The organism is Kiritimatiellaceae bacterium, from assembly GCA_013141415.1.
Classification (GTDB): Bacteria; Verrucomicrobiota; Kiritimatiellia; order Kiritimatiellales; family Tichowtungiaceae; genus Tichowtungia.
Genome location: JABFQY010000002.1, coordinates 225,019 through 252,011, shown reverse-complemented (window position 1 = coordinate 252,011; position 26,993 = coordinate 225,019). Strand labels below are relative to the sequence as shown.

The 26,993-nt window shown below is 55.4% G+C and carries 23 protein-coding genes and 2 tRNA genes; 10 read left to right on the top strand and 15 right to left on the bottom strand.

Features of this window, described 5'->3' with window-relative positions:
• Window positions 1–257: 257 nt before the first annotated feature.
• Entirely contained in the window at window positions 258–3,272 is a 3,015-nt protein-coding gene (gene secA, locus HOO88_04010) for a preprotein translocase subunit SecA (protein ID NOU35917.1), read from the top strand.
• A 57-nt stretch (window positions 3,273–3,329) separates the two neighbouring features.
• Window positions 3,330–4,148, top strand: coding sequence for a ZIP family metal transporter (locus HOO88_04005; protein NOU35916.1), 819 nt, complete (start codon window positions 3,330–3,332; stop codon window positions 4,146–4,148).
• Between the two features lie 79 nt (window positions 4,149–4,227).
• Here HOO88_04005 and HOO88_04000 read toward each other — a convergent pair whose 3' ends face one another.
• The 3 genes from HOO88_04000 to HOO88_03990 form a co-directional block, all read right to left on the bottom strand.
• The gene (locus tag HOO88_04000) at window positions 4,228–7,419 is read right to left on the bottom strand and encodes a DEAD/DEAH box helicase (GenBank protein NOU35915.1); all 3,192 of its coding nucleotides are present in this window, start codon (window positions 7,417–7,419) and stop codon (window positions 4,228–4,230) included.
• A 96-nt stretch (window positions 7,420–7,515) separates the two neighbouring features.
• Entirely contained in the window at window positions 7,516–8,721 is a 1,206-nt protein-coding gene (locus HOO88_03995; protein NOU35914.1) for a glycosyltransferase, read from the bottom strand.
• Window positions 8,722–8,734: 13 nt separating this feature from the next.
• Window positions 8,735–8,974: a hypothetical protein gene (locus HOO88_03990; GenBank protein NOU35913.1), complete on the bottom strand. Its 240-nt coding sequence runs from the start codon at window positions 8,972–8,974 to the stop codon at window positions 8,735–8,737.
• A gap of 59 nt (window positions 8,975–9,033) precedes the next feature.
• Here HOO88_03990 and HOO88_03985 point away from each other — a divergent pair.
• Window positions 9,034–9,107, top strand: a tRNA-Gln gene (locus tag HOO88_03985).
• A gap of 8 nt (window positions 9,108–9,115) precedes the next feature.
• On the opposite strand, the gene dnaN is transcribed toward HOO88_03985, so the two are convergent.
• Both dnaN and dnaA read right to left on the bottom strand, forming a co-directional pair.
• Complete coding sequence (gene dnaN / locus HOO88_03980; GenBank protein NOU35912.1) at window positions 9,116–10,210, bottom strand: DNA polymerase III subunit beta; 1,095 nt, start codon at window positions 10,208–10,210, stop codon at window positions 9,116–9,118.
• 240 nt (window positions 10,211–10,450) lie between these two features.
• Window positions 10,451–11,809, bottom strand: coding sequence for a chromosomal replication initiator protein DnaA (gene dnaA / locus HOO88_03975; protein NOU35911.1), 1,359 nt, complete (start codon window positions 11,807–11,809; stop codon window positions 10,451–10,453).
• A gap of 290 nt (window positions 11,810–12,099) precedes the next feature.
• Between dnaA and HOO88_03970 the strand changes: the two genes are divergently transcribed.
• The gene (locus HOO88_03970; protein NOU35910.1) at window positions 12,100–13,212 is read left to right on the top strand and encodes an aminopeptidase P family protein; all 1,113 of its coding nucleotides are present in this window, start codon (window positions 12,100–12,102) and stop codon (window positions 13,210–13,212) included.
• 122 nt (window positions 13,213–13,334) lie between these two features.
• On the opposite strand, the gene HOO88_03965 is transcribed toward HOO88_03970, so the two are convergent.
• The 3 genes from HOO88_03965 to murA form a co-directional block, all read right to left on the bottom strand.
• A complete protein-coding gene (locus HOO88_03965) occupies window positions 13,335–13,721 on the bottom strand; it encodes a type II toxin-antitoxin system VapC family toxin (GenBank protein ID NOU35909.1) in 387 nt (128 codons plus the stop codon).
• Window positions 13,718–13,978, bottom strand: coding sequence for a hypothetical protein (locus HOO88_03960; GenBank protein ID NOU35908.1), 261 nt, complete (start codon window positions 13,976–13,978; stop codon window positions 13,718–13,720). Before HOO88_03960 ends, HOO88_03965 begins: the two co-directional genes overlap by 4 nt.
• A gap of 193 nt (window positions 13,979–14,171) precedes the next feature.
• The gene (gene murA, locus HOO88_03955; GenBank protein ID NOU35907.1) at window positions 14,172–15,449 is read right to left on the bottom strand and encodes a UDP-N-acetylglucosamine 1-carboxyvinyltransferase; all 1,278 of its coding nucleotides are present in this window, start codon (window positions 15,447–15,449) and stop codon (window positions 14,172–14,174) included.
• 95 nt (window positions 15,450–15,544) lie between these two features.
• Between murA and HOO88_03950 the strand changes: the two genes are divergently transcribed.
• Window positions 15,545–16,327 carry an outer membrane lipoprotein-sorting protein gene (locus HOO88_03950; GenBank protein NOU35906.1) on the top strand — a complete coding sequence of 261 codons (783 nt, stop codon included), beginning with the start codon at window positions 15,545–15,547 and terminating at the stop codon, window positions 16,325–16,327.
• A 12-nt stretch (window positions 16,328–16,339) separates the two neighbouring features.
• Complete coding sequence (locus HOO88_03945; GenBank protein ID NOU35905.1) at window positions 16,340–17,722, top strand: beta-glucosidase; 1,383 nt, start codon at window positions 16,340–16,342, stop codon at window positions 17,720–17,722.
• A gap of 47 nt (window positions 17,723–17,769) precedes the next feature.
• Here HOO88_03945 and HOO88_03940 read toward each other — a convergent pair.
• Window positions 17,770–17,843, bottom strand: a tRNA-Gly gene (locus tag HOO88_03940).
• Between the two features lie 237 nt (window positions 17,844–18,080).
• Here HOO88_03940 and HOO88_03935 point away from each other — a divergent pair.
• Complete coding sequence (locus HOO88_03935; protein NOU35904.1) at window positions 18,081–18,365, top strand: hypothetical protein; 285 nt, start codon at window positions 18,081–18,083, stop codon at window positions 18,363–18,365.
• An 83-nt stretch (window positions 18,366–18,448) separates the two neighbouring features.
• On the opposite strand, the gene HOO88_03930 is transcribed toward HOO88_03935, so the two are convergent.
• Window positions 18,449–19,057 carry a 3'-5' exonuclease gene (locus tag HOO88_03930; GenBank protein NOU35903.1) on the bottom strand — a complete coding sequence of 203 codons (609 nt, stop codon included), beginning with the start codon at window positions 19,055–19,057 and terminating at the stop codon, window positions 18,449–18,451.
• A 90-nt stretch (window positions 19,058–19,147) separates the two neighbouring features.
• Between HOO88_03930 and HOO88_03925 the strand changes: the two genes are divergently transcribed.
• Window positions 19,148–19,627: a thioredoxin family protein gene (locus HOO88_03925; protein ID NOU35902.1), complete on the top strand. Its 480-nt coding sequence runs from the start codon at window positions 19,148–19,150 to the stop codon at window positions 19,625–19,627.
• Between the two features lie 7 nt (window positions 19,628–19,634).
• Here HOO88_03925 and HOO88_03920 read toward each other — a convergent pair whose 3' ends face one another.
• The 5 genes from HOO88_03920 to hisA form a co-directional block, all read right to left on the bottom strand.
• The gene (locus tag HOO88_03920; GenBank protein ID NOU35901.1) at window positions 19,635–19,919 is read right to left on the bottom strand and encodes a hypothetical protein; all 285 of its coding nucleotides are present in this window, start codon (window positions 19,917–19,919) and stop codon (window positions 19,635–19,637) included.
• A gap of 99 nt (window positions 19,920–20,018) precedes the next feature.
• On the bottom strand, window positions 20,019–20,261 hold the full coding sequence (locus HOO88_03915) for a hypothetical protein (GenBank protein NOU35900.1): 243 nt from the start codon (window positions 20,259–20,261) through the stop codon (window positions 20,019–20,021).
• A gap of 4 nt (window positions 20,262–20,265) precedes the next feature.
• Window positions 20,266–21,528 carry an RHS repeat-associated core domain-containing protein gene (locus HOO88_03910; protein NOU35899.1) on the bottom strand — a complete coding sequence of 421 codons (1,263 nt, stop codon included), beginning with the start codon at window positions 21,526–21,528 and terminating at the stop codon, window positions 20,266–20,268.
• A gap of 183 nt (window positions 21,529–21,711) precedes the next feature.
• A complete protein-coding gene (gene fusA, locus HOO88_03905) occupies window positions 21,712–23,811 on the bottom strand; it encodes an elongation factor G (protein ID NOU35898.1) in 2,100 nt (699 codons plus the stop codon).
• Between the two features lie 132 nt (window positions 23,812–23,943).
• A complete protein-coding gene (gene hisA / locus HOO88_03900) occupies window positions 23,944–24,669 on the bottom strand; it encodes a 1-(5-phosphoribosyl)-5-[(5-phosphoribosylamino)methylideneamino]imidazole-4-carboxamide isomerase (GenBank protein ID NOU35897.1) in 726 nt (241 codons plus the stop codon).
• 118 nt (window positions 24,670–24,787) lie between these two features.
• On the opposite strand from hisA, the gene HOO88_03895 reads away from it, so the two are divergent.
• Both HOO88_03895 and HOO88_03890 read left to right on the top strand, forming a co-directional pair.
• Complete coding sequence (locus HOO88_03895) at window positions 24,788–25,684, top strand: radical SAM protein (protein ID NOU35896.1); 897 nt, start codon at window positions 24,788–24,790, stop codon at window positions 25,682–25,684.
• Window positions 25,685–25,753: 69 nt separating this feature from the next.
• Window positions 25,754–26,908 carry an ATP-binding protein gene (locus tag HOO88_03890; GenBank protein NOU35895.1) on the top strand — a complete coding sequence of 385 codons (1,155 nt, stop codon included), beginning with the start codon at window positions 25,754–25,756 and terminating at the stop codon, window positions 26,906–26,908.
• Window positions 26,909–26,993 lie beyond the last annotated feature (85 nt).

Sequence of the window (26,993 nt, the reverse complement as noted above, 5' to 3'; positions counted from 1 at the left end):
ATGAGGGGTCTTTTTCTTTTTGGGCCGGGGTTGGCGGATGTTCTGTGGGCGGGTCCGCCGGACCCGCTTTCAAACGCCCTCACCGCGGGCGGCTACAGAAGAGGTTCTGATACGCGGCCGGTCTGCGGGTGCGGACAGGGTCCGGTGTAGCTCCGCCGAACCGTGTCTTCCGTTTCTTCTTTGCGGCTTTGCGGTCAAAATTTCCGTGTAAATCCGTGTAGTCCGTGGTTAACTCCTGCCTCTTTTCAGGAGATGCCATGATCAATGTGATTTTAAAACAGATTTTCGGATCGAAGAATGAGCGCGACATCAAAAAGATGATGCCGCTGGTTCAGCAAATCAATGTGCTGGACGAGGAATATAAGAAACTCTCCGACGATCAGCTCAAGGCCAAGACCGTCGAGTTCAAAGAGCGTCTGGCCAAAGGCGAAACGCTGGACGCCATTCTTCCCGAAGCGTTTGCCGCCGTGAAGAACGCCTGCCGCCGGTTGTGCGGCACAACGGTTCACGTTTCCGGCCACGATTTGGAATGGGATATGGTGCCGTTCGATGTTCAGCTGGTCGGCGGAATCGTCCTTCATCAGGGCCGGATTGCGGAAATGGCGACCGGTGAAGGAAAGACGCTGGTGGCAACGATGCCGGTCTATCTCAACGCGCTGGCCGGCAAAGGTGTACACGTGGTGACCACCAACGACTTCCTCGCCGAGCGCGACTCGACCTGGATGGGCTATGTCTATCGATACCTCGGTCTGACCGTCGGCTGTCTGATGGGCCACATGCCGCCGCCGGAGCGGCTGAAGCAGTACAAGCTCGATATCACCTACGGCACGAACAGCGAGTTCGGCTTCGACTATCTGCGCGACAACATGGCCATGCGCCCCGAAGATATGGTTCAGCAGAGCGGCCACGCCTACGCCATTATCGACGAAATTGACTCGATCCTCATCGACGAAGCCCGCACGCCGCTGATTATTTCCGGCCCCGCGCCTTATTCGGCGGACGAACAGTACCGTTCGCTGAACGGCACCGTCCAGCGGCTGGTCCGCCGCCAGCAGGATCTTTGTTCGAAGATGATCGAAGAGGCGAAGGACCTGCTCGATAAGGGCGAAACCGACGCGGCCCAGCGCAAGCTCTATCAGGTGAATCAGGGCATGCCGAAAAATAAACAGCTGGCCAAGCTGATCGAAGAACCCGCCACCCGCCGCCTGCTGGAGCAGGTGAACAATATGATGATCACCGACTCCTACAAGGAAGAGGCGCGCGAACTCCGCGAGGAAATGTTTTTTGCTGTGGACGAAAAAGGCCACGACGCCGGTCTGACGGATAAAGGGTGCGAAACGCTCAGCCCGGAAGATCCGGAATCGTTCCTGATGCCCGATCTGGCGACCGCGCTTTCCGAACTCGAAGGCCGCGTCGGTCTTGCTCCGCAGGAAAAAATTGTCCAGCGCCAGAAACTTCAGGACGAATTCGCGACCCGCAGCGAGCGCATCCACGCGGTGAACCAGCTGATCCGCGCCCACTGCATCTATGAAAAGGACGTTGAATACGTCGTGCAGGACAATCAGGTGGTCATCGTCGATACGTTCACCGGACGCTTAATGTCGGGCCGCCGCTGGAGCGACGGTTTACATCAGGCGGTTGAAGCGAAGGAAGGCGTGAAGATCGAACGCGAGACGCAGACGCTGGCGACGATCACGATTCAGAATTATTTCCGCATGTATGACAAACTCTCCGGCATGACCGGTACCGCCGAAACCGAAGCGGGCGAGTTTCACGAAATCTATAAACTCGATGTGGTGGTTATCCCCACAAACCGGCCGATCCGCCGCGTGGACATTAACGACCAGATTTATAAAACCAAGCGCGAGAAGTACCACGCCGTGATCGAACAGATCAAAGACTGCCACGGCAAAAAACAGCCGGTGCTGGTCGGTACCGCCACGGTCGAAACCTCCGAGGTGATCAGCCGGATGCTCGACCGGCAGGGCATTCCGCACAATGTGCTCAACGCCAAAAACCACGCCCGCGAAGCCGAGATCGTTTCGCTGGCCGGTCAGCCCGGCGCCATCACCATCGCCACCAACATGGCGGGCCGCGGAACCGACATTAAGCTCGGCAAAGGCGTCGTCTGGCTCGAGCGGTCGCAAATTCAGGACAAGTCGCTTTCGCTGAGCACCGCGCCGTCCGGCGAAACCTCGCCGCTTAAAAAACTGCTGATGGAAAAACCGTGCGGCCTTTATGTGATCGGCTCCGAACGCCACGAGTCGCGCCGCATCGACCGCCAGCTGCGCGGACGTTGCGCGCGCCAGGGCGACCCCGGTCTATCCCGTTTCTACGTTTCGCTCGAAGACGACCTGATGCGCCTGTTCGGTTCCGACCGCATCGCGGGCATCATGGAAAAACTCGGCATCGAAGAGGGCGAAGTCCTCGAACATCCGTGGCTGAACAAGTCCATTGAAAAGGCGCAGGAGCGCGTCGAGCAGATGAATTTCGGCATTCGGAAAAATACGTTGAAATACGACGACGTGATGAACCAGCAGCGCGAAGTGATTTACGGCTTCCGCCAGACCGTTTTGCGCAGCGAAGATCCGCGCGAACTGCTTTACGATATCATCAGCGAAATCGTCGGCGATAAAGCCGAGTCGCCGGTCGAAGAATATGTCGCCTGGGCCAACATCACCTTCCCGATCGGCCTGCGCGAAACCGATATTCCCGCCGAGGCGGATGCTGAGGTGCGTACACAGATCGTTTTCGACCGCGTCAAAGAGGCGTACGAGTTGAAAGTGGCCCACGAAGATCCGTCACGCGTCAAAGGCATTGAGCAGATGATCATTCTGCAGTCGGTGGACGAACACTGGCAGGAATATCTGCGCAACATGGACAGCCTGCGCGAAGGCATCGGCCTGCGCGCCTACGGCCAGCGCGACCCGCTGGTGGAATACAAACGCGAGGCGTTCAACCTCTTCGGCGACCTGATGGACCGGATCAAAAATGAAATCGGCCAGAATATTTTCCGTACCGGCTCTTCGATGGAGGCTCTGCAAAGCTTCTGGCAGTCGCTCAACAAAATGATGGTGAGCAGCCGCGCCCAGCAGGATCAGGCTTCGGCCATGGCGCTGGCGAAACAGTCGGCGTCACAGCCCGGTCACGGCGCGCCGCCAGCCGCCGTACCGGCACCGCAACCGATCCGTCACACCGGCCCGGAAACCGGCCGCAATGATCCATGTCCGTGCGGCAGCGGCAAAAAATTCAAGAAGTGCTGCGGGGTGTAACAGCCGGAGGACAGAGAACGGAAGTCGGCGGACGGCGGGCTTCCAACGGAGGGCTCCATGATTGCTGACTGGTTTGTCGGACTGCATCCGGTGGTTCAAGCGCTGATGGCGACACTCTTCACGTGGGGTGTCACCGCGCTTGGCGCGGCGATGGTTTTCTTTTTCAAATCCATTAACCGCAGAGTACTGGACGCCATGCTCGGCTTCGCAGCCGGTGTGATGATCGCCGCCAGCTTCTGGTCGCTACTGGCTCCGTCGATAGAAATGGCGAAGGAAAACCCGGCGGTTCCGCCGTGGGTTCCCGCCGCCGTCGGGTTTTTGCTCGGCGGGCTCTTCCTGCGCGGAATGGACTTGGTTCTGCCACATCTTCATCTCGGCGAACCGATAGAAAACGCCGAGGGAATTCACACCACCTGGCGGCGCAGTGTTTTGCTGGTGCTGGCTATCACGCTGCATAATATCCCGGAAGGACTCGCCGTCGGCGTAGCTTTCGGCGCGGTGGCGTATAACCTGCCGTCCGCCACGCTGGCCGGCGCGATTGCGCTGGCGATCGGGATCGGCATTCAGAATTTTCCTGAAGGCGCGGCGGTTTCTGTGCCGCTCCGTCGCGAAGGAATGTCGCGCCGCAAATGTTTCTGGTACGGACAGCTGTCCGGTTTCGTCGAACCGGTGGCCGGGGTAATCGGCGCGGCGGCCGTTCTGCTGATGCGCCCGATTCTGCCTTACGCCCTTTCCTTCGCGGCGGGCGCGATGATTTTCGTCGTGGTGGAAGAACTGATTCCCGAATCGCAGTCGAATAAAAACACCGACATCGCCACCATGGGCGCCATGCTCGGCTTCGCCATCATGATGATCCTCGACGTCGCGCTGGGATAACAGGGACTGGTCGGCCGGACGACTGGATATATGTCCAGATCCCTCTATAATCCGCCCATCCTTTAATCCAGCACCCCTCCTACAACGACAACAGTTCCTGCACGTCGTTCCAGTTGAGCGCCTGCATGAACTCGCCTTCTTTTTCGAGCGTGGCGTTGATGACGCCCTGTTTGCGCTGCTGCATCTGCAAAACTTTTTCTTCGACAGTGTCTTTGGTGATGAGCTTGACGCTGTACACGGTGTTCTTTTGCCCGATGCGATGCGCGCGGTCGGTCGCCTGATCTTCCACGGCCGGATTCCACCACGGGTCGTAGTGAATCACCATGTCGGCACCGGTGAGGTTGAGTCCGCTTCCGCCTGCTTTAAGGCTGATGAGGAAAACCGGGATCGAACGGTTCGTGTTGAATTCTTTCACCATCGCCTGACGATTTTTCGTGGCGCCGTCGAGATAACAGTATTTGAGTTCGCGCGCTTCCAGCTCGCGTCGCAGGATGGCCAGCATCGACGTGAATTGACTGAACACCAGGATACGGTGGCGCGCGTCGAGCGCTTCGTCCACCAGTTCGAAGAAGAGTTCCATTTTGGCGGACGGAAATTCGCTTTTAAGATCCGGCAGTTTGAGCAGGTCGAGATGACAGCAGGTTTGACGGAGGCGCAGCAACGTTTTGAAAATCTGCATGCGCGACCGGTTGAAGCCCTGCGCGGCGACCATATCGCTGATTTTGCGTTTCGAACTTTCGAGCAGTTCTTTGTAGACCAGGTACTGGTCTTTGCTGAGCGTGGCGTGGGCGACGCGCTGAATTTTTTCCGGCAGGTCTTTGGCCACTTCGCGCTTGAGGCGGCGCAGCAGAAACGGATGCAGCTTGCGGCGCAGTTTTAACTGGGCCAGTTCGGCGTCGGGACCGCCGCGGCTGATCGGCAGTTCGTAGTGTTCGCGGAACGCTTTGTGGTTGCTGAGGTAGCCGGGCATCAGGAAGTCCATGATCGACCAGAGATCGGCGACGCTGTTTTCAATCGGCGTCCCGGTGAGCACTAGTTTCTGCAGAGCCCGGATTTTTTTTGCGGCTACCGCATTTTGCGTGGTGCGGTTTTTGATGTGTTGCGCCTCATCGAGCACCGCGACAGAAAATTCGTACTTCAGATATTCGTCGAGGTCGCGGCGCAGCAGCGCGTAGGATGTGATGACTAAATCTTTTTCACCAACCTTCTCCCAATGCTCGTGGCGATCCGATCCGTGCATTTTCAATACGCGCAGGTTCGGCGTAAATTTTTCAGCTTCCTCGGCCCAGTTTTCAACCAGGCTGGTCGGACAGACAATCAGCGCCGGTTTGCCGCGCGCCTTTTCGCTGTACCGCTCCAGCTGAAGCCAAACCAGTGCTTGAAGCGTTTTGCCTAAGCCCATTTCGTCGGCAAGAATTCCGCAGAAGCCGCTGCGCTCCAGATAGCGGAGCCAGTAAACGCCTTCTTTCTGATAGGAGCGCAAAATGCCTTCGAGTTTTCCGCCGAGCGGTTCGGGTTCGATTTTCGCGTCGCGATTCTGCGTCTGCGCTTTTTTCAGCCAGTCCGGCGATGCTTCGATGTCCACACCGTCGAGCGACTGGAGCGAGGACTGAACGTAGGCGGCATAAATGTCGTTCATGCGGAACGTGCCCGCCGCGCCGCCCGCGCCGAAGGCGCAGTCGCTGAAAACTTCCCGCGCCGTTTCGATGGCGTCGATATCGAGCAGAACGGTGCGGCCGTTCTTTTCGACAAATGCCTCGCCCATATTCAGTGCGCGCTGGATTTCACTTTCGCTCAGGCTTTGTCCGCCGCTGTTTTCGTAAGCGTAGCCGACGTCAAAAAATCCGCCGGCGGACGCTTCGTTGATGCGGATGACCGGTGTGGTGAATTCCGCTTCGTCCATGAACGGCGCGACGCGCCCTTCGAGTTCGACGCGCCAGCCGTAGCGGCGCAGGCGCGGAATGGCCCCGCCGAGAAAGTTGAGTACTTCGCGCTGGCCGACGATGGAGGTGAGCAGATCGCCGCGGTGTCCGCGAAACCCGGAGAAGGCCAGTTTTTCGAGCGCCTGTTTTTCCGCCTCGGGATTGCGTACGCCGTATTCGAGAATATCGCCGGGCGACGGAATGGCAAAGCCGCCAGCAACTTCTTCGCGGCCGGCGATTAGAACCGTGCCGTCGTACTCGGCATAGAGTTTGGCGGCAAGTGATGCGGGGCTGCCGCTGACGACCAGCCGGAAGCGCGGCTCCGCAGGTGTCAGTGTGAACAGATCGGGCGAAACTTCGGTGTCCACCTGAATGAGATTTCCAAGCGTTGGAAGTTCGTGGTTCAAGAAGTGCGGCACGGCGGGCCGGGCGATGCGCGTCGGGTTGTGATAGATGCTGCGCAGCGGGCCGGGCAGCAGTTCGTCCAGTTTCCGGAATGTGCTGTTCACAAAAACCCAGCCTTCACGGGCACCGATGATGAAAAGCGGTTTTTCGCTGCTTCCCAGCAGTTCGGCGTGCATGGAGAGGTTGAGTTCGCCGCCAGCCTCGTCGAGATCCATGCGCAGCCGTGTGCCGGCGGTTTCGGGCAGAACGGTGAGCGGCGCATTCGCCCCTTCGTCATAGATCGGCTTATTAACGCAGAGCTGAAGCAGGTTGATGAAGTCGGCTTCTCCGGCAACCAGCCGCCCGCGGGCCGGGCCGTCGCAGATATCTTCTATAACGAACAGCAGGTTTTCGTCGCGCGGCGTGAAGGAAAGCGGCGTACCGGACGGAATTTCGTTGAGCAGAAGATGCTTCCCTTGGAAATCGGCTATGCAGCGCAGAGGAAAGCGTCCGCCGCGCGCCTGTTCGCGCCAGTTGGCTTCGAGCGCTATCCGCAGAATTGCCGAAACCGCTTTCGGATGATTGGCCGGCACGCGCGAAAGATATTTGGCTTCATCAACCTGCTGAAGCCGCTCGGCACGCTGTTTTTCCTTGCGCGCTTTTTCCTGCCGCTGCGGATCGCTGTATTGCTTAACCGCTTCGAGACCGAGCGCAACAAGATGGGCGCAGATGAGGCCGCGCTCCTGATTGTCGCGGCACGGGCAATGGTTGTCGACGAGGCCGTCGGGCAGGATTTCAAATTTGCTGCGCATGCCGCGAATCCCGACGGCCAGTTCGCCGGAAACAAACGGGTGATCATATTCAACCTTTTCGACAACGCCGCGCTCGAACAGTAGCTTGCCGTCGCGAAACGACTTCCAGCCAGCCCAGTCCTGCAAGATTTTCTGTGTGAAAGGTAATGCCATTACTCGATCTTCCGACCATTGGAAAAATGCAGTCCATTCTTTCCAAACTTCGGAAAATAGCGAGCCGAAATTTCCGTTGACCGGAATTTTATCCGGTCATCTTTCCACGATGGAGGTAAGGATTTTTTCAAAGCGCTGCAGGCCGTCTTCGAGCGAATGTTTCTTTTCGACAAGCTCGCCGGCGCTGACAGCCATCCGTTCGGCAAGCGCACGGTCCGTGAGCAGCCATTCGACGCTCTGGGTAAAAAGCTCCGCTGTATCGGCAACCAGACAGTTAACGCCGGTCTGCGCATCAATGCCCGCCATTCCGAGAGAGGTGGATACCACCGGAAGGCCGCCCGCCATCGCTTCGAGCACTTTGGTGCGCATGCCGGATCCCAGCCGGACCGGTGAAACAAAAACGCTGGCGCGGTTACGATAAGGACGAAGATCATCAACCTGCCCGGTGACGACGATTTGCTTGTCTTTTTCCGCCAGTTTCCGGATGCGCGGTCCGGCTCCGGCTCCGACGATGTAAAATTTGACGTCGGGGTGGCGCGCGCTGAGTTTCGGCCAGACGTGGTGGTAAAACCATAGCACGCTGTCTTCGTTGGCCGGATCGCTCATGAAGCCGGTGAGCAGAACGATCGGTTCTTTAGGAACCGGCGGAAGAGCCCGAAGGTATTGCATGTCCACTCCGGCGGAAGCGATCGAGACGCCGAGATCCTGCGCATAATATTGCATGGTGAAGCGGTCTTGCGGCGTAAGAACAAGAATGCGATCTGCGCAACGGTACATGTTGAATTCGTATTTCTGGAGCCCGCGGAGCTGGGGCAGACTTTTCAGGTAGAGTTTTAAATTTATTTCGCCCAGCGATGAATATTTTTCGTAGGAGGCGGCTACACACCGGTGGCAGGAAATCACCTTATGGACTGCTGAAAGGTAGGGATTTTTGTGGAGGTACTGCCCCATTTCGGAAAACTCGGCGATGATTATATCGTACTTCCCGTGTTCGCTTACTTCGCCAACGGCTTCCATCATTTTTTTGGAATAGCTTTTCCAGAACACCGCCGGCCGGCTTAGAGAAAGATAGTCATGAAAAGCACGGATTAGTATGTTTCGGTGTGGATGTTGCAGAGTGTGCAGCTCTTTCAACAGCGGTTCCAGAGAGTGTATCTGTTCTGTCGTTTCGTTCTGTATAAACGTCAGAAGCCCGATCTGATGTCCCTGTTCTGCCAGATAGCGAATGCGCTGATAGATGATGCGGTGTCCGCCGGCAACTTCTGCGTGCGGAAGCTTGTTGGTTAGAAACAGTATTTTCATGACGGGATCCGTCTCAGTACAGCTCCTGCACCAGCTCCATAAATTCTTCCGGGGAATAGTCGCTTAATGTCCGGCCAGCCGCCTGAACCGACTCCTCAATCCGGCGACAGATCGTTTGCAGGGCTTCGTGAGTTTCTCCGGAACCCATGAGGACTCGGTATTGATCCGCCTGGGTGATTCGGACGTGCCCGTCTTTCGTGTCAAATCCGACGCCCAGCAATCCTGCCACCCGGCTTTGTACGGCTTCGCTCATTCTTTTATCCATTCCCTACTTGCACTCAGCGTCAATCTCTGGCTTATTTTCCGTTCTTCTGCCCGATTGTGTAATGGTAGCACAGCAGACTCTGAATCTGCTTGTCTAGGTTCAAATCCTAGTCGGGCAACCAACCCTTCCTTATGACACGCGAATCGGCATCAGCACATAGAGGAACGGTACGCTGGTTTTAATCACGCCGGGACTCAGTTCATCCGACAGTTCAAAAAATATTTCGTCAGAGTCCAGATGGCGCAGAGGCGCCATTAAGAAGCCCGGATTAAACGCGATGGAAATTTCTTTCCCTTCGTATTTCACGGGAATTGTTTCTCTCGCCTCACCGATTTCCGGGCTGTTGGTAACCAGCTCGAGTTTATTTTTTCCAAATGTCAGATGGATTGAAGCCGTCTGGTCGTCCGTGAGCAGCGAAACACGCCGCACAGCGTTCAGGATCGTTTCTCTATCTATGGCAACGCGTTCCTCGCACTGTGAGGGGATGACCTGCTGGAAGTTCGGATAGGTTCCTTCGATCAGTTTGGATATGATTAAAATCCTGTCAAAATCAAATACCACTTGAGTATTTGCCACGCGGATTCTCAACACCCCTTCGTCTCCAAGAGTTTTAATCAGCTCATTTAGAGTTTTAGTGGGAACAACTAAATTTATTTCTGCATCTTCAGAAAACTCTACTTCCTGTTCAACCAGAGCCAAGCGCCGCCCATCTGTTGCTACAACCGTTAATTTTTCGTCCTTAAAGCTCAACAACGCTCCGTTGAGTATATAGCGGGTCTCATCCGTTGAAGAGGCATACACGACCTTTTGAAGCATATCCCTAAAGACAACCTGATCTATCGTATAAACGGTGCTTTCTTCAAATTCCGGCAACGGGGGGAAATCTTCTTCTGGCAGGCCAACAAGTTTGAAGTAGGATGGACCTGATCTAATAGTGGCCACATCTTTTGTATCTACCTCGATTTCAACCTGTCCGCTCGGCAGTTCACGGCAGATATTGAAAAATCGTCTGGCAGGCAGTGTTGTTCCACCTGATTCACTAACCTCTGCGATCGCGTTAGTTTTTACACAAACTTCCATATCAGTAGTGGTTAATGAAACGGTCTCTCCTTCGGCTTTCAGAAGGACGTTGGATAGGATCGGAAGAGTACTTCGCTGTCCAACGATGGATTGAACTTTTTGAAGCGCTTCGAGCAGGACATCTTTTTCAATTACAAGTTTCATTAACACCCCTCCAGAATCAATAGTATTATAAATCTATATAAACCGTCTTATTATTCATACTGTAAATAGCCTTGTCAGTCAGGCTATTTTTTATTTTAACCCAGTCCAATTGCCCTACTTAGCACTGTGAATATCTCTGTTGAAAAATCGAGCTAAAATCCACCCTGGTTTCAGCAACCTCAAGTTATTGTTTTTATCATCAACTTATAAACAGGATTCCCTGAAGTTTATCAAAAGCGGTTATCCGATTTTCTGAGACCCGTGACTGACCCTCTGACGAAGCAAAGAAATCGTTTGGCGAAGTTTCAAGTCCTCAGTTTGTCGCCGTTCGACAAGCTGGCAGGCGTGAACGATCGTGGCATGATTACGACTAAAAGCGTCTCCGATGACCGGGAACGACTGATTGGTCATCGTACGGGCCAAATACATGGCAACCTGCCGCGGCCAGGCGATATTCTGTGGACGTTTCGGTCCGACGAGATCCCCTAAACGGATGTCGAAGTGCTCGGCCACGGTTTTCTGAATGGTTTCAATGTTGATCGCGTTCTTTTGTTCCTGATCGAGCGTGTCGCGAAGAAGATATTCTAACTTCGAACGATCCATAATCTGCCCCGTCAGCGAAACATAGGACGCAACACGGATCAGCGCTCCCTCCAGACGGCGGATATTCGATGAAATTCTCTCGGCAATGTAGAAAAGCAGGCTTTGCTCGATGACGAGATCAAGCTGCTCGCATTTTTTACGCAGAATCGCAACGCGGGTTTCAACGTCCGGACTTTCCAGCTCGACCACCAGACCCCACTCAAAGCGCGATACCAGCCGAGGCGCCAGACCGGCCAGCTCGCCGGCAGGACGATCCGATGTCATCACGATCTGTTTATGGTTTTCAAAAATAGCGTTAAAGGTATGAAAAAATTCTTCCTGCATCCGTTCTTTGCCGGCAAGGAAATGAATATCATCGATCAACAGCGCATCCACCGTCCGGTATTTTTTGCGGAACTTGGCCAGCGAATTGGTCTGTAGAGCCTCGATATACTCATTGGTGAACGATTCACAGGTGGTGTAGCACACCCGCCCGCGCGAGTTTTTGGAATGAATGAAATTACCGATGGCCTGCATCAGGTGGGTTTTGCCCAATCCAACTCCGCCGTGAACGAAAAGAGGATTATAAGCCCGCGAAGGCGACTGGGCTGAAGCCATGGACGCCGCGTGGGCAAACTGGTTTGACGGCCCGACCACAAACGAATCGAACGTATAGTTTTTATTGAGATTGGTTTCCGCCGGTTTCTTTATCGGCAGAATGGAATGGCGTTTCTCGTGTTTTTCCTCCGGCTGCTCGCCGAGCAGAGAATAGTCCACCGTCAGATCTATCTCCATCGTGTTGCCGGACACCGCCGCCAGAGCCTTTCGAATGAGCGGCAGATAATGCTCCTCAAGCCACGACTGGTAAAAATCGTTGCCGACCACAAGAGTCGCCTTGTCTCCTTTGATACTGCGGCACTGGATGACAGCGATCCACTTCTCGAAAATATCCTTCGGCAGAGTCTCTTCCAAATGGCGGCAGGCCTCTTCCCAAAGCTTATCTTTATCTTTGCGCATAGGTTCCTAAATCGGCACAGTTAAAAAACAATTAACAAATCAAGGGGAGATATCGACAGGTTATCAACAAGCGAATCTCCCCTGCGCTTTCGCGACGTGGAGAAGCTAGTCGACAAGACCATATTGCCTCAAGGGCAAAGCCGGACACGGCGGGAAAAAACTCGCCGCACACAACATGTAGTTAGAAAACAAAGACGCGACACAAAATAACGATCAAAGTTCGGGAAAAGAAAAGCTCATAAAATGCACCTTTTTTTTGTAAATACGTTTCTAACAGAAGCTTTACGAATATGAAAACACACCTGCCCATCCACATACTTATCAGCAGCACAAAAAACACCGCAGACATTCGTTATTTGTGCGGCGCGGAACCTCCTGAAACCGCGATGCTTATCCAAACAGGGTCGCGTGGAACACTCATCGTTTCCGAAATGGAGTACAGCCGTTTGCGCCGAACCGTCAAACGCGGCATCACCGTTTTGCATCCGGAAATGATCGGCTCCTCCTGGAAAAAAGGGTCGGCGGACTGGATAAAAAAGTGCACGGATAAAAAAAAGCTGACCGTCAGCGCCGACTTTCCGCTCGGCCTCGCCGAAAAACTCAAACGCGCCGGTTCTAAACTAAAAATTTCCGAGGGAGCCATTTGTCCTCAGCGCGAAATCAAAACAGCCGACGAAATTTCTGCCGTGCGAAATGCTCAGCGCGCCGCGGTCGCCGCCATGAATGCCGCGATTAAACAGATCGCTTCTTCGGAAATCGGCAAAGACGGACTTCTGCGTTGCGGCAAAACCATTCTGACCTCCGAACTGGTTCGCGCGACTATCTGCCACACTCTGCTCGATCACGATTGCATCGCAACCGAGACGATTGTTGCCTGCGGCCCGCACTCTGCCGACCCGCATGAACGCGGCACCGGCCCGCTTCGCGCCGGACAGCCCATCGTCCTTGATATTTTTCCGCGCTCGACCGCAACCGGCTACTGGGGCGACCTCACCCGCACCGTTTGCCGCGGCCCGGCACCGGCGGAGCTGAAGAAAATGTACAACGCCGTAAAAGCCGCGCACGCCGCCGCATTAAAAGTGGTTAAAGCCGGAGCCTGGACCGACGATGTTCACGCCGCCGCCGCTGGCGAACTGGATTGCCGCGGATTCCAAACCGGCGCAGTGAATGGCGTGCCGCAAGGCTTTATCCACGGAACCGGCCATGGCGTCGGACTGGAAATCCATGAAGCGCCGCGGGTGTCATCCGCAGTTCATAAAAAACTTCGCGCCGGAAATATCATCACCATTGAACCGGGACTTTATTATCCGCACATCGGCGGCATCCGCATCGAAGACACCATCCTCGTCACCAAGGACGGCTATCAAATGCTCGCCTCCTGCCCTAAACGGTTTGAATATTAAGGTAAGGACGGCTGTCTCCAGCCGTCCGCGGCGGCGTGAGGACACACCGCCCTACCTGTGATTTTCCAACCATTGGGAAAAAGAATTGTAGCCGCGATCCGTGATCGCGGACTCAGCAAAAATCAGGAAACGCGTGCGAGCTGCGGAAGCAGATCGAAATGTTTATCCCGCGAACAGAGAATCAGATCATGCTGAACCGCCAGCGCGGCAATCCAGATATCGTTGGTAGGGATTGGTTTCCCCAGCAGGCGAAGCTGAGCGAACACAGCGGCAAACTGATGCGTCGTGTTTTCGTCCGGATAAAGCACCTCGACTCGGACGGAATTCAGAAAAAGCGTTAGCGTCTTTTCGTTCTTCCGGGCTTTCGTGCCGCAAAGAAATCCGGCGCGCAGTTCGGCCAGCACAGCAAACGGAAGAAAAATTTTGCGGGCCTGTTGAATCACGCGGACGGCTTGTTCGTCGCCCTTGCAGAAGGCGGAGTAAAAATTGGTATCCAGCAAAACGTTCATTTCCACAGATCCTCATCGACCTGCTCAAACGCGCTCATGGCCTGATCGAACGCCTTGTCTTCGACCCACGAACCGGCCAGCGAATCCAGATCATGGAAAACCAGCGGCGAATCCTTCGCCCCGGCGGCATGGGAAAGCGCGTCGAGAACCAGATAGTTCAGGCTGCACGTCTCCTTCACGGCCAGCTCGCGCAGTTTGGCGTCCACCTCTTCCGGAACCTGCCGGATCGTATATTGAATTGTAGCCTTCTTTTTCATGCAGGCACTTTATTTTAAAAGTGCAGGCACTGTCAAAACGAATGTAGAACGAGCGTCTCGCTCGTTTTCCGCCTTTGGCGGATCTGCCGGAGACAAAGAAGCGAGCGAGACGCTTACTCTACTTTGATTTGGTTCCGGATTGCCTCCCCTATCGCAGACCTCGCCCGCGCAGAGTGACTCGATACGTTCCTGATTATTTTTCCCGCACGATGTCGGCGCCGAGGGCGCGGAGGCGTTCGTCGATGGCTTCGTAGCCGCGGTCGATGACTTGAGCGTTGTCGATAACGCTGCGCCCTTCGGCACAGCAGGCGGCGATGAGCATGGCCATGCCGGCGCGGATGTCCGGACTGCTCAGTCGTGCGCCGTGCAGTTTTGAAAATCCGCTGACGACGACGCGGTGCGGGTCACACTGGATGATGTTCGCGCCCATCGCCATCAGGTTATCGACGAAATACATGCGGCTCTCGAAGAGTTTTTCGAAAAAGAGCATTTGTCCCTGCGTCTGCGTCGCCAGCACGATCAGCACGCTCATCAGGTCGGACGGAAACGCGGGCCAGATGCCGTCCTCGATTTTCGGCGTATAGTTTCCAAGGTCCGGAACAGTCATACGACTGGTTTCATTTTTAAATTTTAAAACAGCATCCTCGATGCTCCAGTTGACGCCGAGTTTGGAAAATCCTTTTTCGAGGACGTTGAGCGTGACGATATCGCCCGGCGCGGCGATTTCCAGCGAACCGCCGGTGACGGCGGCGGCGGTCAGAAAGCTTCCGGCCTCAATGTAGTCGGGCTGAATGGTGTGTTCTGCGCCAGCCAGCAGTTTGACGCCGCGGATGTGCATCCGGTTGGTGCCGATGCCGGCGATGTCCGCCCCCATTTTGACGAGCAGGTGTGCCAGATCCTGGACGTGCGGTTCGCAGGCGGCGTTGAAAATGGAGGTTTCGCCTTCGGCGAGCACAGCGGCCATGATGATATTTTCTGTGGCGGTGACGCTGGCCTCATCGAGCACCAGGTCGGCGCCGACGAGCTTCTTGCGTTTGAACTGATAAGGAGCGGTGTCGTTGACTTCGATGCCGAGGGCGCGCAGTCCGTAAAAATGGGTGTCGAGGCGACGGCGGCCAATGACGTCGCCGCCGGGCGAATGAATCAGCGCCGAGCCGTGGCGAGCGGTGAGCGGTCCGGCCAGGAGAATCGAGGTGCGCACTTTGCGGCAGAATTCTTCGTCGAGTTCGGTAGCCTTCAATCCTTTGGCACAGAGCGTTACACAGCCGCCGGACTTTTCGACCGAAACGCCGAGCGACATCAGCAGTTCGAGCATGACGCGGACGTCGGCGATGTCAGGAACATTGCAGAGTTTGACCGGCTGATCGGTCAGGGTACAGGCCGCCAGCATGGGCAGAACCGCGTTTTTGTTGCCGCGCGGAGAAAACTTTCCGCCAATGATATTGCCGCCGTTGATGATGAATTTTGCCATAGCGCAGACAATAGACAAAATTCTGTTGTTTGCCAGAAAAGTTTCCAAAGTTTGGAACTGGCGGCGACTCCGGCGCTTCGAGTACACTCCGCCGCATGATTCGTCGAATATTTTTTACTCTCTTGCTGACCGCTTCCGTCCGTGCGGAACAGCTCCCTCCGGCGCAACAAATCCTCGCTTTTGCCCGCTCCCAGCTTCCAAAGCAGCCGATTCGTATGAACGGGACGCTCAAGGAGTGGGCGGGAAACGACTTCATGAAGAAAAAGCTGACGGTCGAAATGGATCTCAACTGGGGCGCGGAACCGGCGAACGCGACCTACCGCATCCGCGACGAAAAGAGCGGACTGTTCCAGACGCTGGAAATCCAATGGCTTTCCGGTGGCCCGGGCTACCGGTATTCGGACTCGAGCGAAGCGAGAGAGGCTTTGCCCGGTAACGGGCAAGGCAATGACCGCAGGGAGAGGCAAAACGGCACAGACCTTCCGGACTTCGATCCGAATAAAGAAATTGCCGGACTCGGCGTAACGTGGGCCGACCTGAGCTTTGCTTTCCTGTGGACGAAACAGGCCGAGACGCTGAAGGCGGATAAAAAGCTCAACAAGGACTGTTATGTGATCTCCGTTCCGCGCGGCAACAACCGGCTGCTGCTTTGGATCGAAAAGGAAACCGGACGGGTGTTTGGCGCGAAGGAAGAAACGCCCGCCGGAGAAATGGTTAAAGAGATCAAGGTCGTCAGCGTCAAAGAGTTCGACAAGATATGGATGGTCAAGGATCTCGACATCATTCGTCCGTCGGAAAACGGAAAAACCGCATTAAAAATCGAGCAGGTTGAGATGATCACAATTCCCGATCCGGTCGGGGCGCCTGCGGCCAAATAAAAGGGACGCAGAATGAAGAAAGCAACACCAACGAACCCGACGGCCTTTCCTTCCGATTTTATCTGGGGGGCCGCCACTGCCGCGTATCAAATAGAAGGAGCGCATGACGAGGATGGTAAAGGGCCGTCGATCTGGGACGCCTTTTGTCTGGAGCCAAAGCGGATTGCCAACGGTAATACCGGCGCGGTCGCCTGCGATCATTATCACCGGAGCGCAGAAGACGTTGCTTTAATGCGCGAAATCGGGCTCAAAGGCTACCGGTTTTCCATCAGCTGGCCGCGAATTCTTCCGGAAGGGCGCGGCGCGGTGAACCAGCGCGGGCTGGATTTTTATGATCAGCTGGTCGATCAGCTTCTTGCCGCCGGCATCCTTCCCGTTCTGACCCTTTTTCATTGGGATCTTCCGGTGGCGCTTCATCGAGAAGGCGGCTGGCTGTCGCCGAAAAGCCCCGACTGGTTCGCCGACTATGCGAAGGTCGTTGTGTCCAGGCTCTCGGATCGGGTTGAAAACTGGATCACAATGAATGAACCGCAGGTCTTTCTGGGGCTGGGTTATCACGCCGGAGTTCATGCCCCGGGACTCAAACTTTCGCGGCCGGATCTTTTGCAGGCGGCACACCACACGTTGCTGGCACACGGCCGGGCCGTTATGGCGATCCGCGAAGCGGCCCGCAGACGGGTGTTTGTCGGTTGCGCGCCGACAGGATGGTTTGTCGATCCTGTTTCGAACGATCCGCAGGATGTGAAAGAAGCCTGGAAGCTGAGCTTCGAAACACCTAAGGACAACCTGAGTGATCCGGCCTGGTGGTCTGATCCGATTTTCCTCGGTCATTATCCGGAAAGCCACCTGCGCTATTTCGGCGCGGATTTTCCCAAAGTCACGGAGGCGGAACTGCGCACGATCAGTCAGCCGCTGGATTTCTGCGGACTCAATCAATATTGGACGGGCACTCTGACGAAAAAAGCCTCCGGCTCTTTTGACGAAAAGGCCGAGGCGTATCCGGGATCGCCCAAAACCTCGTTTATGTGGGAGATGACGCCCAACGGATTTGCCTGGACGTGCCGGTGGCTCTGGGAGCGCTATAAAACGCCGCTGCTCATCACGGAAAACGGACTGTCCAATAACGACTGGGTTCATTTGGATGGGAAGGTACACGATCCTCAGCGTATAGATTTTGTCAGCCGATATCTTTCAGCCCTGCGGCAGGTGATCTCAGAAGGAGTCTCGGTGAGGGGATATTTCCATTGGTCGCTGATGGATAATTTTGAGTGGGCCGAGGGGTATAAACACCGGTTTGGTTTGATCCATGTGGACTTCGAGAGCCAGACGCGAACACTGAAAGACTCGGCGCTCTGGTATCGTGATATTATCCGGTCCAACGGCGACGGAACCTGAACCCGCAGAACGAAGCGGCCCGCCATGAGCGAGCGGCGCGAGTCGAATGGAGCGGGTGAAGGGAATCGAACCCTCACAGCCAGCTTGGAAGGCTGGAGCTCTACCATTGAGCTACACCCGCAGGAAAGGTCGCACAAAGTAACGCCCACGGACGGTCAGGTCAAGTCATCAACTGCTATTCGCACACCTTTATCATTTTCGCCGGACTTCCGGCGCCGACAGCCGGATTGTCGTGTTGACTTGTAAATCGCCTTCCGAACGAGTAGCGTGTTTCCCGTAGGAATGGGATTTTTACGGCCAGGTTAGCAGAAAAGTCACAAGGTATAAAAGGCCCGACGATCCCGGAAAGAAGAACAAGATGAAGAAGATAGTTGTTGTCGCACTCATATTGATGAGCGGCAGCGGTTATGCACGGACTCAGGTGAGTCTGAATATCGGGGTCGGACTCCCGATTTATTACGAACGGCCGGTGTATTACACGCCGGTATATTATTCCCCGGCACCGGTGTACTATGAACAGCGCTGTTATCCGGCGCCGGTTGTGGTCTATGTTGACCGCGACCGCGAGTACAGATCCTTCCACGGGTACGGTCATCACGACAACGATGGTCGTTTCCGCGGACACGATTCGCACAGGCACTAAACCGTTCGCCGGTTAATTTTTCACACGCCGCCTCCCAAGCCGTTTGGTTTCGGGAGTTCGGGTCGCTTTGTCTTAATGTCCGCTTAGAAGAGGCCGAGCTGTTCGGGGCGGGCTTCGTACTGCGGGAATTTCAGCGGAGGTTGCTTGGTGAGTGCGAGCAGCGCGGGAACGCTGGCGGGCTGGCCGGATTTTTCGAGCGCTTCAATGATGCGGGCGAAAAGCAGTCCGCAATAAACACTGTCTTCTTCCGCGCGATGAAACGTTCCGTTCGGAAATCCGAAGTGGCGGACGAGTGTGCCGAGCTTGTAGTTGAACATGCCGGGGAAAATGATGCGGGCCAGCGCGCAGGAATCCAGAACAACGCCTTTCGGCGCACGGGCGCGGTGTTTTTCTACGGCGGCGAGAAGGAATTTAAAGTCGAACGGGGCGTTATGCGCAACCAGCGGCAGGTCGCTGCAAAAGTCGGCCAGTTCCGTGAGAACGGTGTGTATGCCGGGCTGGCCCGCGACCATTTCGTCAGTGATGCCATTGACGGCGGAGGCTTCGGGGGGAATCGGCCGTCCGGGATTGATGAGCGTGCAAAATGTTTCAGCCGGTTCGGCGCCGTGAAAACGAACGGCACCGATTTCAATGACCGCGTCTGTTTTCGGCTGAATGCCGGTTGTTTCTAAATCGAAAGCTATGAAGTCCATGCGGTCTCTTATACTGGATGCAGAGTTCCCTCTCAAGGCTTGGTGCGGGTTTATTGCGAGAGTATGCTCTAAGCAGAAAAAGGAGGCGTTATGAAGACAGCGAAAATTCTCGGGGCGGCGGTTCTGGCGGCGGTTCTTTTGTGCGGATGCAATCAAAAGGCGGTTACGGCCAAGCGGTCTGATGTTTGGAAAGCGGATTACGATGCGGCGCTTAAACAGGCGGCGATAGAAAACAAATATATGCTGGTGAGCATCAGCGGACTTGGCTGGTGCGGCTGGTGCAAGACGCTCGAAGAAGAAGTTTTCTCTCAGCCGGAATTTATCGCATACGCCAAAGACAACCTGATTTGTGTCCTGCTCGACTTCGACCACTCCGGACGCGCGACCAATACGGAATTTGCCAAACAGCACGAAATGCTGCTGGAAAAATTTCAAGTGCAGGGATTTCCGACCGTGCTGATTCTGAATCCGCAAGGCAAAGGAATTGTCCGCGACGGCTATCAGCAGGGCGGCGCGGCCAAATACGTCGAATTCATCAAAAGTACGATTGCCGCCGATCAGAAAAAATAATTTCCGATCACCGTAAAATAAAAAGCCGCTCCGGAAACGGGGCGGCGAAGCGGGCAAAGTCGGCGGAACCTGCGGTGACGCGTTTTCCTTCCGAAAGCCCTTTTTCTCTGGAGACGGGCATGGTGGGCGGGGCGGATGTTTTGAAAGGTTTCGGCTGTTTCTTTGCCGATGCGGAAAGCGGTTGTTTCCCGGCAGCGGTTTCGTTGGTGAAGTTAGCGGTTATGCTCCCGGCCTCCGCCAGCCCTGCGGCCAATAAAATGATCCATCCGTATTTTAAACCTTTTTTCGTCATCTCTTTTCTCCTGAAAAATCCGCCGCGCCTTCTGCTCTTTTCCAACCATCGGAAACTAAAAAATTACCAGATTACATGACCCCTTCGCTTTGCCTTTGCCTAAGGTTCCTTGGTGAAATTCGAGACGTACGGATTCTCTCCTAGTTTAATCAAACGCTTCTCCAATCCGAAAAGCATCTCTATGGCACTCCCTCTTCCACTGCATGCGAGATTTGCTTCATATTCAGTTATTTCATCCTTCCGCATGGTCACTTGATGCGCCCCTGCATCATAAATGGCAAAGTAGCGGTCGCCCTCTTGCCATATCTCGAGGTCGTTGAATGTGAATAGCTTTTTCTTCATAATCTCATTTCCAAAATACTGGTCGGGTTGTATAGGAACCTTCTGGCACCGGATCGATAATCGCCTCGGGTAGGCCTCCGCTTGTTCGCCCGCCAGCTCGCCAAAAAGCGTTGGCGCCGCGTTCATTTCCCGAAGGAATTCGAACACCTTTCGGAGATGGAATATCAACCAATACTGGCGATTTACCTAAATAGCCAGCATCAAGCCCAATAAGCCTCTCAAGTTTTGCCACATCACCGCCAGCTTGTTTCGTCAGATTGTCAACAACGCTGCGCGGAAATACCCATGTTTCCGTCCGACCAATAGTGCCAACCGGTTTTGAAGGACCAATTCGTACGGCACCACCTTGAAACAGAGCTGCATGCGATTTCCTCTCAGCCAAGGACATGTAGGTAACTGGAGGCCTCGATCCTTTCGGAATCTCCGTAACCCAGTTTAGGCCACTACTCTCTGCGGCAACTTCGCTGCGGGAAATGGTTCCCGCCGTGGCGCTTGCGCCCCGTCCGATAGTGCCGACACTTCCGGCGGCCCAGAGGCCGACGGAAAGTCCGCCGCTGACTCCGGCAGAAAGGCGCTGTCCGGCGCTGAGGCGGTTTCCCGCATAGGTGTCGTAGCCGCTGCCCGCCGCATTGACCTGATCAAAGCCGCTGATCCGTCCAAATGTTTCTCTTGCCGCAGACCCGACCGCAGACCAGCGGTGTCCTGAATCCCACTTATTGCGGGCGTCGTCAAACATCTGATAGCTTCGGGAGCTTTGCGCGTAACGGGTTTGTGGCGATCCCAAGCCGAAGGGGCTGCCGTAGGAGGTGCGCCCAAAGGAGGAATAGGAGGATCCGACCGGCCCAAATCCACCAAATGAGGACGTACCACCGCTGCCGAAGAGCGAAGTTCTTCCAAAGAGCGAGGGCCGGGCGCAGAGGCCTTCGGGGTCGATGCTGTTGAGGGGGTTGCCGTCGGCGTAGGTGTAGAAGTTGACGCCGCCTTTGAGGCCGGTGGGGTCGGCGGAGATGAAGCGTTTCATTTCCGGGGAGTAGTAGCGCGCCTGCATCCGGAGGAGTTCGACGTCGGGGTCGGTATAAACGCCGTAGGCTCCGCCGAAGCCCCACGGGGTGTCGAAGCTGCCGGTTTGGGACCAGACATCGCCGTACGGGCCGTAGCAGGTTTGTTTGACGATGTTGCCGGAAGAATCCGATACCGCGATGACGTTGCCGAGTTCGTCGGAATGGATGAAGTATGCCGAGCGGCGTCCAGACGCAGTTAACGACACCCCAAATGCGTATGAGGTTCGGTATTTATGTCAAGGCCGCCGGGACGGCGGCGGTACGTATCGCAACCGTCTCGGTTGCCTTGTCTATAAACCGGGTACCATGCGGTCTTGGTATCAGTGAATATAAAGAAAAAAGCCGCCCCGATACCGGAGCGGCTTGTTGTTTGCGCAGGGTGAAGAAGTTTATTCTTCGCCGCCGCGAACTTTACCTTCAGCGCGACGTTTCTTGATCACTTCTTCAGCGATCGAGAACGGCACGGCTTCGTAGTGTTCGAAGTGCATGGTGAACGAGGCGCGGCCCTGTGAGAACGAACGGATGGTGTTCGAGAAGCCGAACATTTCGCTCAGCGGCACATAACCGCGAATGAGTTTCATGCCGCCGCGGCTGTCCATGGATTCGATACGTCCGCGCCGCTGGCAGATGCTGCCGGAGGCCGGGCCCATGTATTCTTCGGGCGTGGTAATTTCAATCGACATGATCGGCTCGAGCAGTTGCGGATTTCCTTTAAGGAAGAGCTGCTTGAAGCCTTGGCGTCCTGCGATCTGGAAGGCGAAGTCGCTGGAGTCAACGTCGTGGTATGAACCGTCCACGAGGTTAACTTTCATATCGACCACCGGATAACCGGCGTACGGGCCGCTCTGGAGCGCCTGAATGATGCCTTTCTCAACCGACGGAATGTATTCCTGCGGAATGCGTCCGCCGACCACTTCGTTGTTGAATTCGAAACCTTCGCCGGGACCGCGCGGTTCGAGTTCGAGCACAACGTGCGCGTACTGCCCGCGTCCGCCGGACTGCTTGGCGTGTTTGTAAGGGCCTTTCGCAGCCGTCGTGGCGGTTTCGCGGTAGGCCACTTCCGGACGTCCGGACTTGGCCTGTACGCCGAATTCGCGTTTCAGACGGTCGACGATAATTTCAAGATGCAACTCGCCCATGCCGGAAATAATCGTTTCGCTGGTTTCCTGGTCGAAGGCGACGGTGAATGTCGGATCTTCGTCGGCCAGACGGTGCAGAGCTTCGCCGAGTTTTTCGTTATCCATTTTGGATTCGGGAGCCACGCTGATGGAGATAACCGGTGCCGGGAATTCCATGGCTTCGAGATAGATCGGATGGTCTTTGGCGCAGAGCGTGTCGCCGGTTTTGGTTTCGGTCAAGCCGACCACGGCCACGATGTCGCCAGCGTAGGCGGCATCAATGCCTTCCTGCTTGTTGGCGTGCATACGCAGAACGCGGCCGACGCGCTGCATCTTGTCGCGCGAGCTGTTGTAAATGTTGGTGCCGGATGTCAGCGTGCCGGAGTAAACGCGGACGTAGGTCAGCTTGCCCATGTGCTTGTCGGACATAATCTTGAACGCCAGTGCGGAAAGATGATCGTCGTCTTTCGGCTGGCGGGAAATTCCTTCGCCGCCCTTTTCGCAGATAATCGGCGGGATTTCGTTCGGTGCTGGAAGAATGTGAACCACACCGTCGAGTACGCGCTGAACCCCTTTGTTTTTGAACGCCGATCCGCAATAAACCGGAACGACGGTGCGGGCGATGGTGGCTTTCCGCAGGATGCCCCAGATTTCATCTTCGGTCAGTGCTTCGCCGCTGAAATATTTTTCCAGCAACGATTCGTCCTGTTCCGCGCATTTTTCAACCAGATTATTGCGCCATTCTTTGGCCTGATCCATCAGAGCTGCCGGAATTTCTTCTTCGCGGAACTCGGTGCCTTTGTTTTCTTCGGCGTAATAAACCGCGACCATCTTGACCAGATCAATGATGCCGATGAACTCGTCGGCTGCGCCGATCGGAATCGTCACCGGTACGGCATTGCCGCCCAGTTCTTTCTGAATGCCTTCAACTACGCCGAAGAAATCGGCGCCGACGCGGTCCATCTTGTTGACGAACGCGATTTTCGGAACGCTGTATTTTTCAGACTGGTGCCAAACCGTTTCGGACTGCGGCTGAACGCCGCCGACGGCGCAGAACAGCGCGATGGCGCCGTCGAGCACGCGCAGGGAGCGCTCCACTTCCATGGTGAAGTCCACGTGCCCGGGGGTGTCGATCAGCGAAATCATGTGGTCGCCCCACATGGTGCTGGTCGCGGCGGAGGTAATGGTGATGCCGCGTTCCTGTTCCTGAACCATCCAGTCCATCACGGCCGCGCCGTCGTGCACTTCGCCGATTTTGTGCGACTTGCCGGAGTAAAAAAGAATGCGTTCGCTGAAGGTGGTTTTGCCGGCGTCGATGTGCGCCATAATTCCGATATTACGGACTTTTGACATTGGTACTGTTCTGGCCATGGTTCTGTCCTCGTTTGGGTTCGGTTCTATTCCTTATAAAAGAGCCGCGAAATATGGCGTTTCGGTTCCGTGCCTTCAAGCGCAAAACCGTTAAAATTTGGTTGTCAGGGCTTTGGAAACCACGCGGCAGAATTACTGCGCCGCTTTTTTGAGCCGCCGGACGGTGACCGTTTTTTCGTAAAGCGCTTTGCCGACGATTGCGCCGGTCAGATTATCGCAGCTGAGCGCCGCCAGCCGCTGAACATCCTCGATGCCGGAAACTCCGCCGGATGCGACCACATTGCATGAAACTGCCGAGCAGATTTTACCCATTTCAAAAGCGTTTACGCCGTCGAGCATTCCGTCGCGGGCCGTATCCGTATAAATAATGGTGCCGACCCCCGCCGCATCCACCTGTTTTGCCAGATCGACCGCTTCAATATCGGTCGTCTCGACCCAGCCTTTTGTCTGAACCTTGCCGCCGCGCGCATCAATGCCGACCGCGATCCGCTGGCCGCCAAACTTTTGAACCAGCCGGGCCAGCTCTTCGGGGTGTTCGCAGGCGCGGGTTCCGAGAATGACACGGCACACGCCGGTCGCCAGCAGCTTCTCAATGTCTTCATCCGTGCGGATTCCGCCGCCGATTTCGACCGGAATCTTAATCGCGGCGCAGATTTCGCGCAGAACTTCGGTATGAACCGGTCGACCTTCGAACGCGCCGTCGAGATCCACCACATGCAGAAATTCTCCGCCCGCTCTCACCCAGTGTTTAGCCATTTCGACCGGAGAATCGGAGTAAACCGTCTCCTCGTTCGCCAAGCCCTGCCGCAGCCGTACGCACTTGCCGCCCTTCAAATCTATCGCTGGAATAATTGTAATCATCGGCGGGGACAATACGCACTTGGTGCCGGTATGACACGAAAAAAGTAGCCGCCGGTTGCGCCCGGCCGGGTTCTTCCTTATAACCGCCACCGTGAAACAGACCTTTTCAGAACAGTTGAACCGCTGCGAATGCTGTCCGCGCCGCTGCGGCGTCAACCGTCGGGCAGGCCAGACCGGCTTTTGCAAAGTCGGCGGCGACATTCTGCTGTCGCACGCCGGACTGCACTTCGGCGAAGAGCCGCCGATTTCCGGAACGCGCGGCTCCGGAACGATTTTCTTTGCCGGATGCAACCTGCGCTGCGTCTTCTGCCAGAACTGGCAGCTCAGTCAGGAGTTTGAAGGTTCCAAAGTTCGGAAGCTCTCCGGCGCGGAACTGGCGGACGAAATGCTCCGGCTTCAATCTGATGGCGCACACAACATTAACTTCGTTTCGCCGTCGCACATGATTTATCAAATGGCCGACGCCATTCAAGCGGCTCAGCAAAAAGGACTTACCGTTCCGGTCGTTTACAACTCCAACGGCTACGACTCCGTCGAAGCACTCCGGCAGATTCGCGGACTGGTCGATATTTATCTGCCGGATATTAAATACATGGATAACGCGCTCGGACGGAAGTTTTCGGCGGCCACCGATTATGCCGACGTCATTCCCGACGTTTTGCGCGAAATGTTCGATCAGGTCGGACTGCTGGAACTGGACGACGACGGCGTCGCCAAACGCGGACTGCTCGTCCGCCACCTCGTTCTGCCGGGCCAGCTTGAAAACAGCAAAGCCTGCTTAAAGTTTCTGGCGGAGCTGTCGCAGGAAATATCCGTCAGCATCATGTCGCAGTATTCACCGCAGTATAAAGCCTGCGGAATTCCGGAACTGAACCGTCCGCTGACCGCGGAGGAATACGACGAAATCACCGACTACGCGCTCGAACTCGGCCTCGAAAACGCCTTTATCCAAACCTTGGAAAGTCAGGAAACCTACCTGCCCGACTTCGACAAACCCGCACCGTTTGAGTAAACAAAAGGTGCAAATCAAAAATCAAACTTTCGATTTGCACTGCCCGACAATTAAGGATAGCCTCCGGACATGAAATACCTCAACCGCACTTTACAGGATGCGTTGAAAAATCGGCTTAAACAGTTTCCGGCCGTGGCGGTGCTCGGTCCGCGGCAGTGCGGAAAATCCACACTGGCCCGTCATGTCATTGAGAATTTGGACGCCGTATATCTCGATCTGGAAATCCCGTCGCATCTCAATAAGTTGAACGATGCTGAATCTTTTTTGCGCGCCAATAAAGACCGGTTGGTTTGTTTGGATGAAGTCCAGCGCGCTCCCGAACTGTTCCCTATATTGCGCGGTTTGTGCGACGAAAAGCGCACGCCCGGCCGATTTCTGATTCTTGGTTCCGCCTCGCCTGAGTTACTGAGACAGTCGTCTGAGTCCATGGCCGGACGCATCGCCTATCTGGATCTAACGCCATTCCTGATTTCAGAGCTGAAGTCCGGCGATTTATCCCGTCACTGGCTGCGCGGTGGATTTCCTGATAGTTTTCTGGCGACCAGTGATGAGGCCAGCTTGATTTGGAGGCAGAATTTTATCCGAACCTATTTGGAGCGGGATTTGCGTTTGTATGAAACGTCTCTGTCAGAGACAACTATGCGCAGGCTTTGGACGATGCTGGCCCATGCAAATGGACAGACGTTAAACGCCGCAAAACTGGCCGAATCCATTGGGGTCTCGGCCCCGACCATCCGGCGCTACATCGATTTTCTGGAACATACGTACATGCTCCGGCAGCTTCATCCGTGGTTTGTGAATGTAAAAAAACGTTTGGTCAAAAGCCCCAAACTTCTTTTCCGCGACACCGGACTTCTACACGCCCTGCTGAACATCCAAGACCGAAACAGCTTGTTCGGACATCCGGTTTACGGATGTTCCTGGGAAAGTTATGTCGCCGCGCAACTCGCGGGCGCGGCAGATGGACAATGGAATTTTTATTATTATCGAACAGCCAAGGGCGATGAACTTGATCTCGTTCTCCAGCGGGGAGATCGGCTAATGGCTGTAGAATGCAAAGCATCCGCGTCACCGCAACCATCCGCGGGATTTTACAGATCTCTGGACGATCTGGGGCTGGAACAGGGATACATCGTTGCACCGCTTGACGACGAACAGGAATATCCGCTCAACGAACGCGCCACCGTAATTTCGCCGACCTTGCTGGCTGCTCGATTGGCATAACGCGGAGAGGAATACGACGAAATCACTGACTACGCGCTCGAGCTCGGCCTCGAAAACGCCTTTATCCAAACTCTTGAGAGCCAGA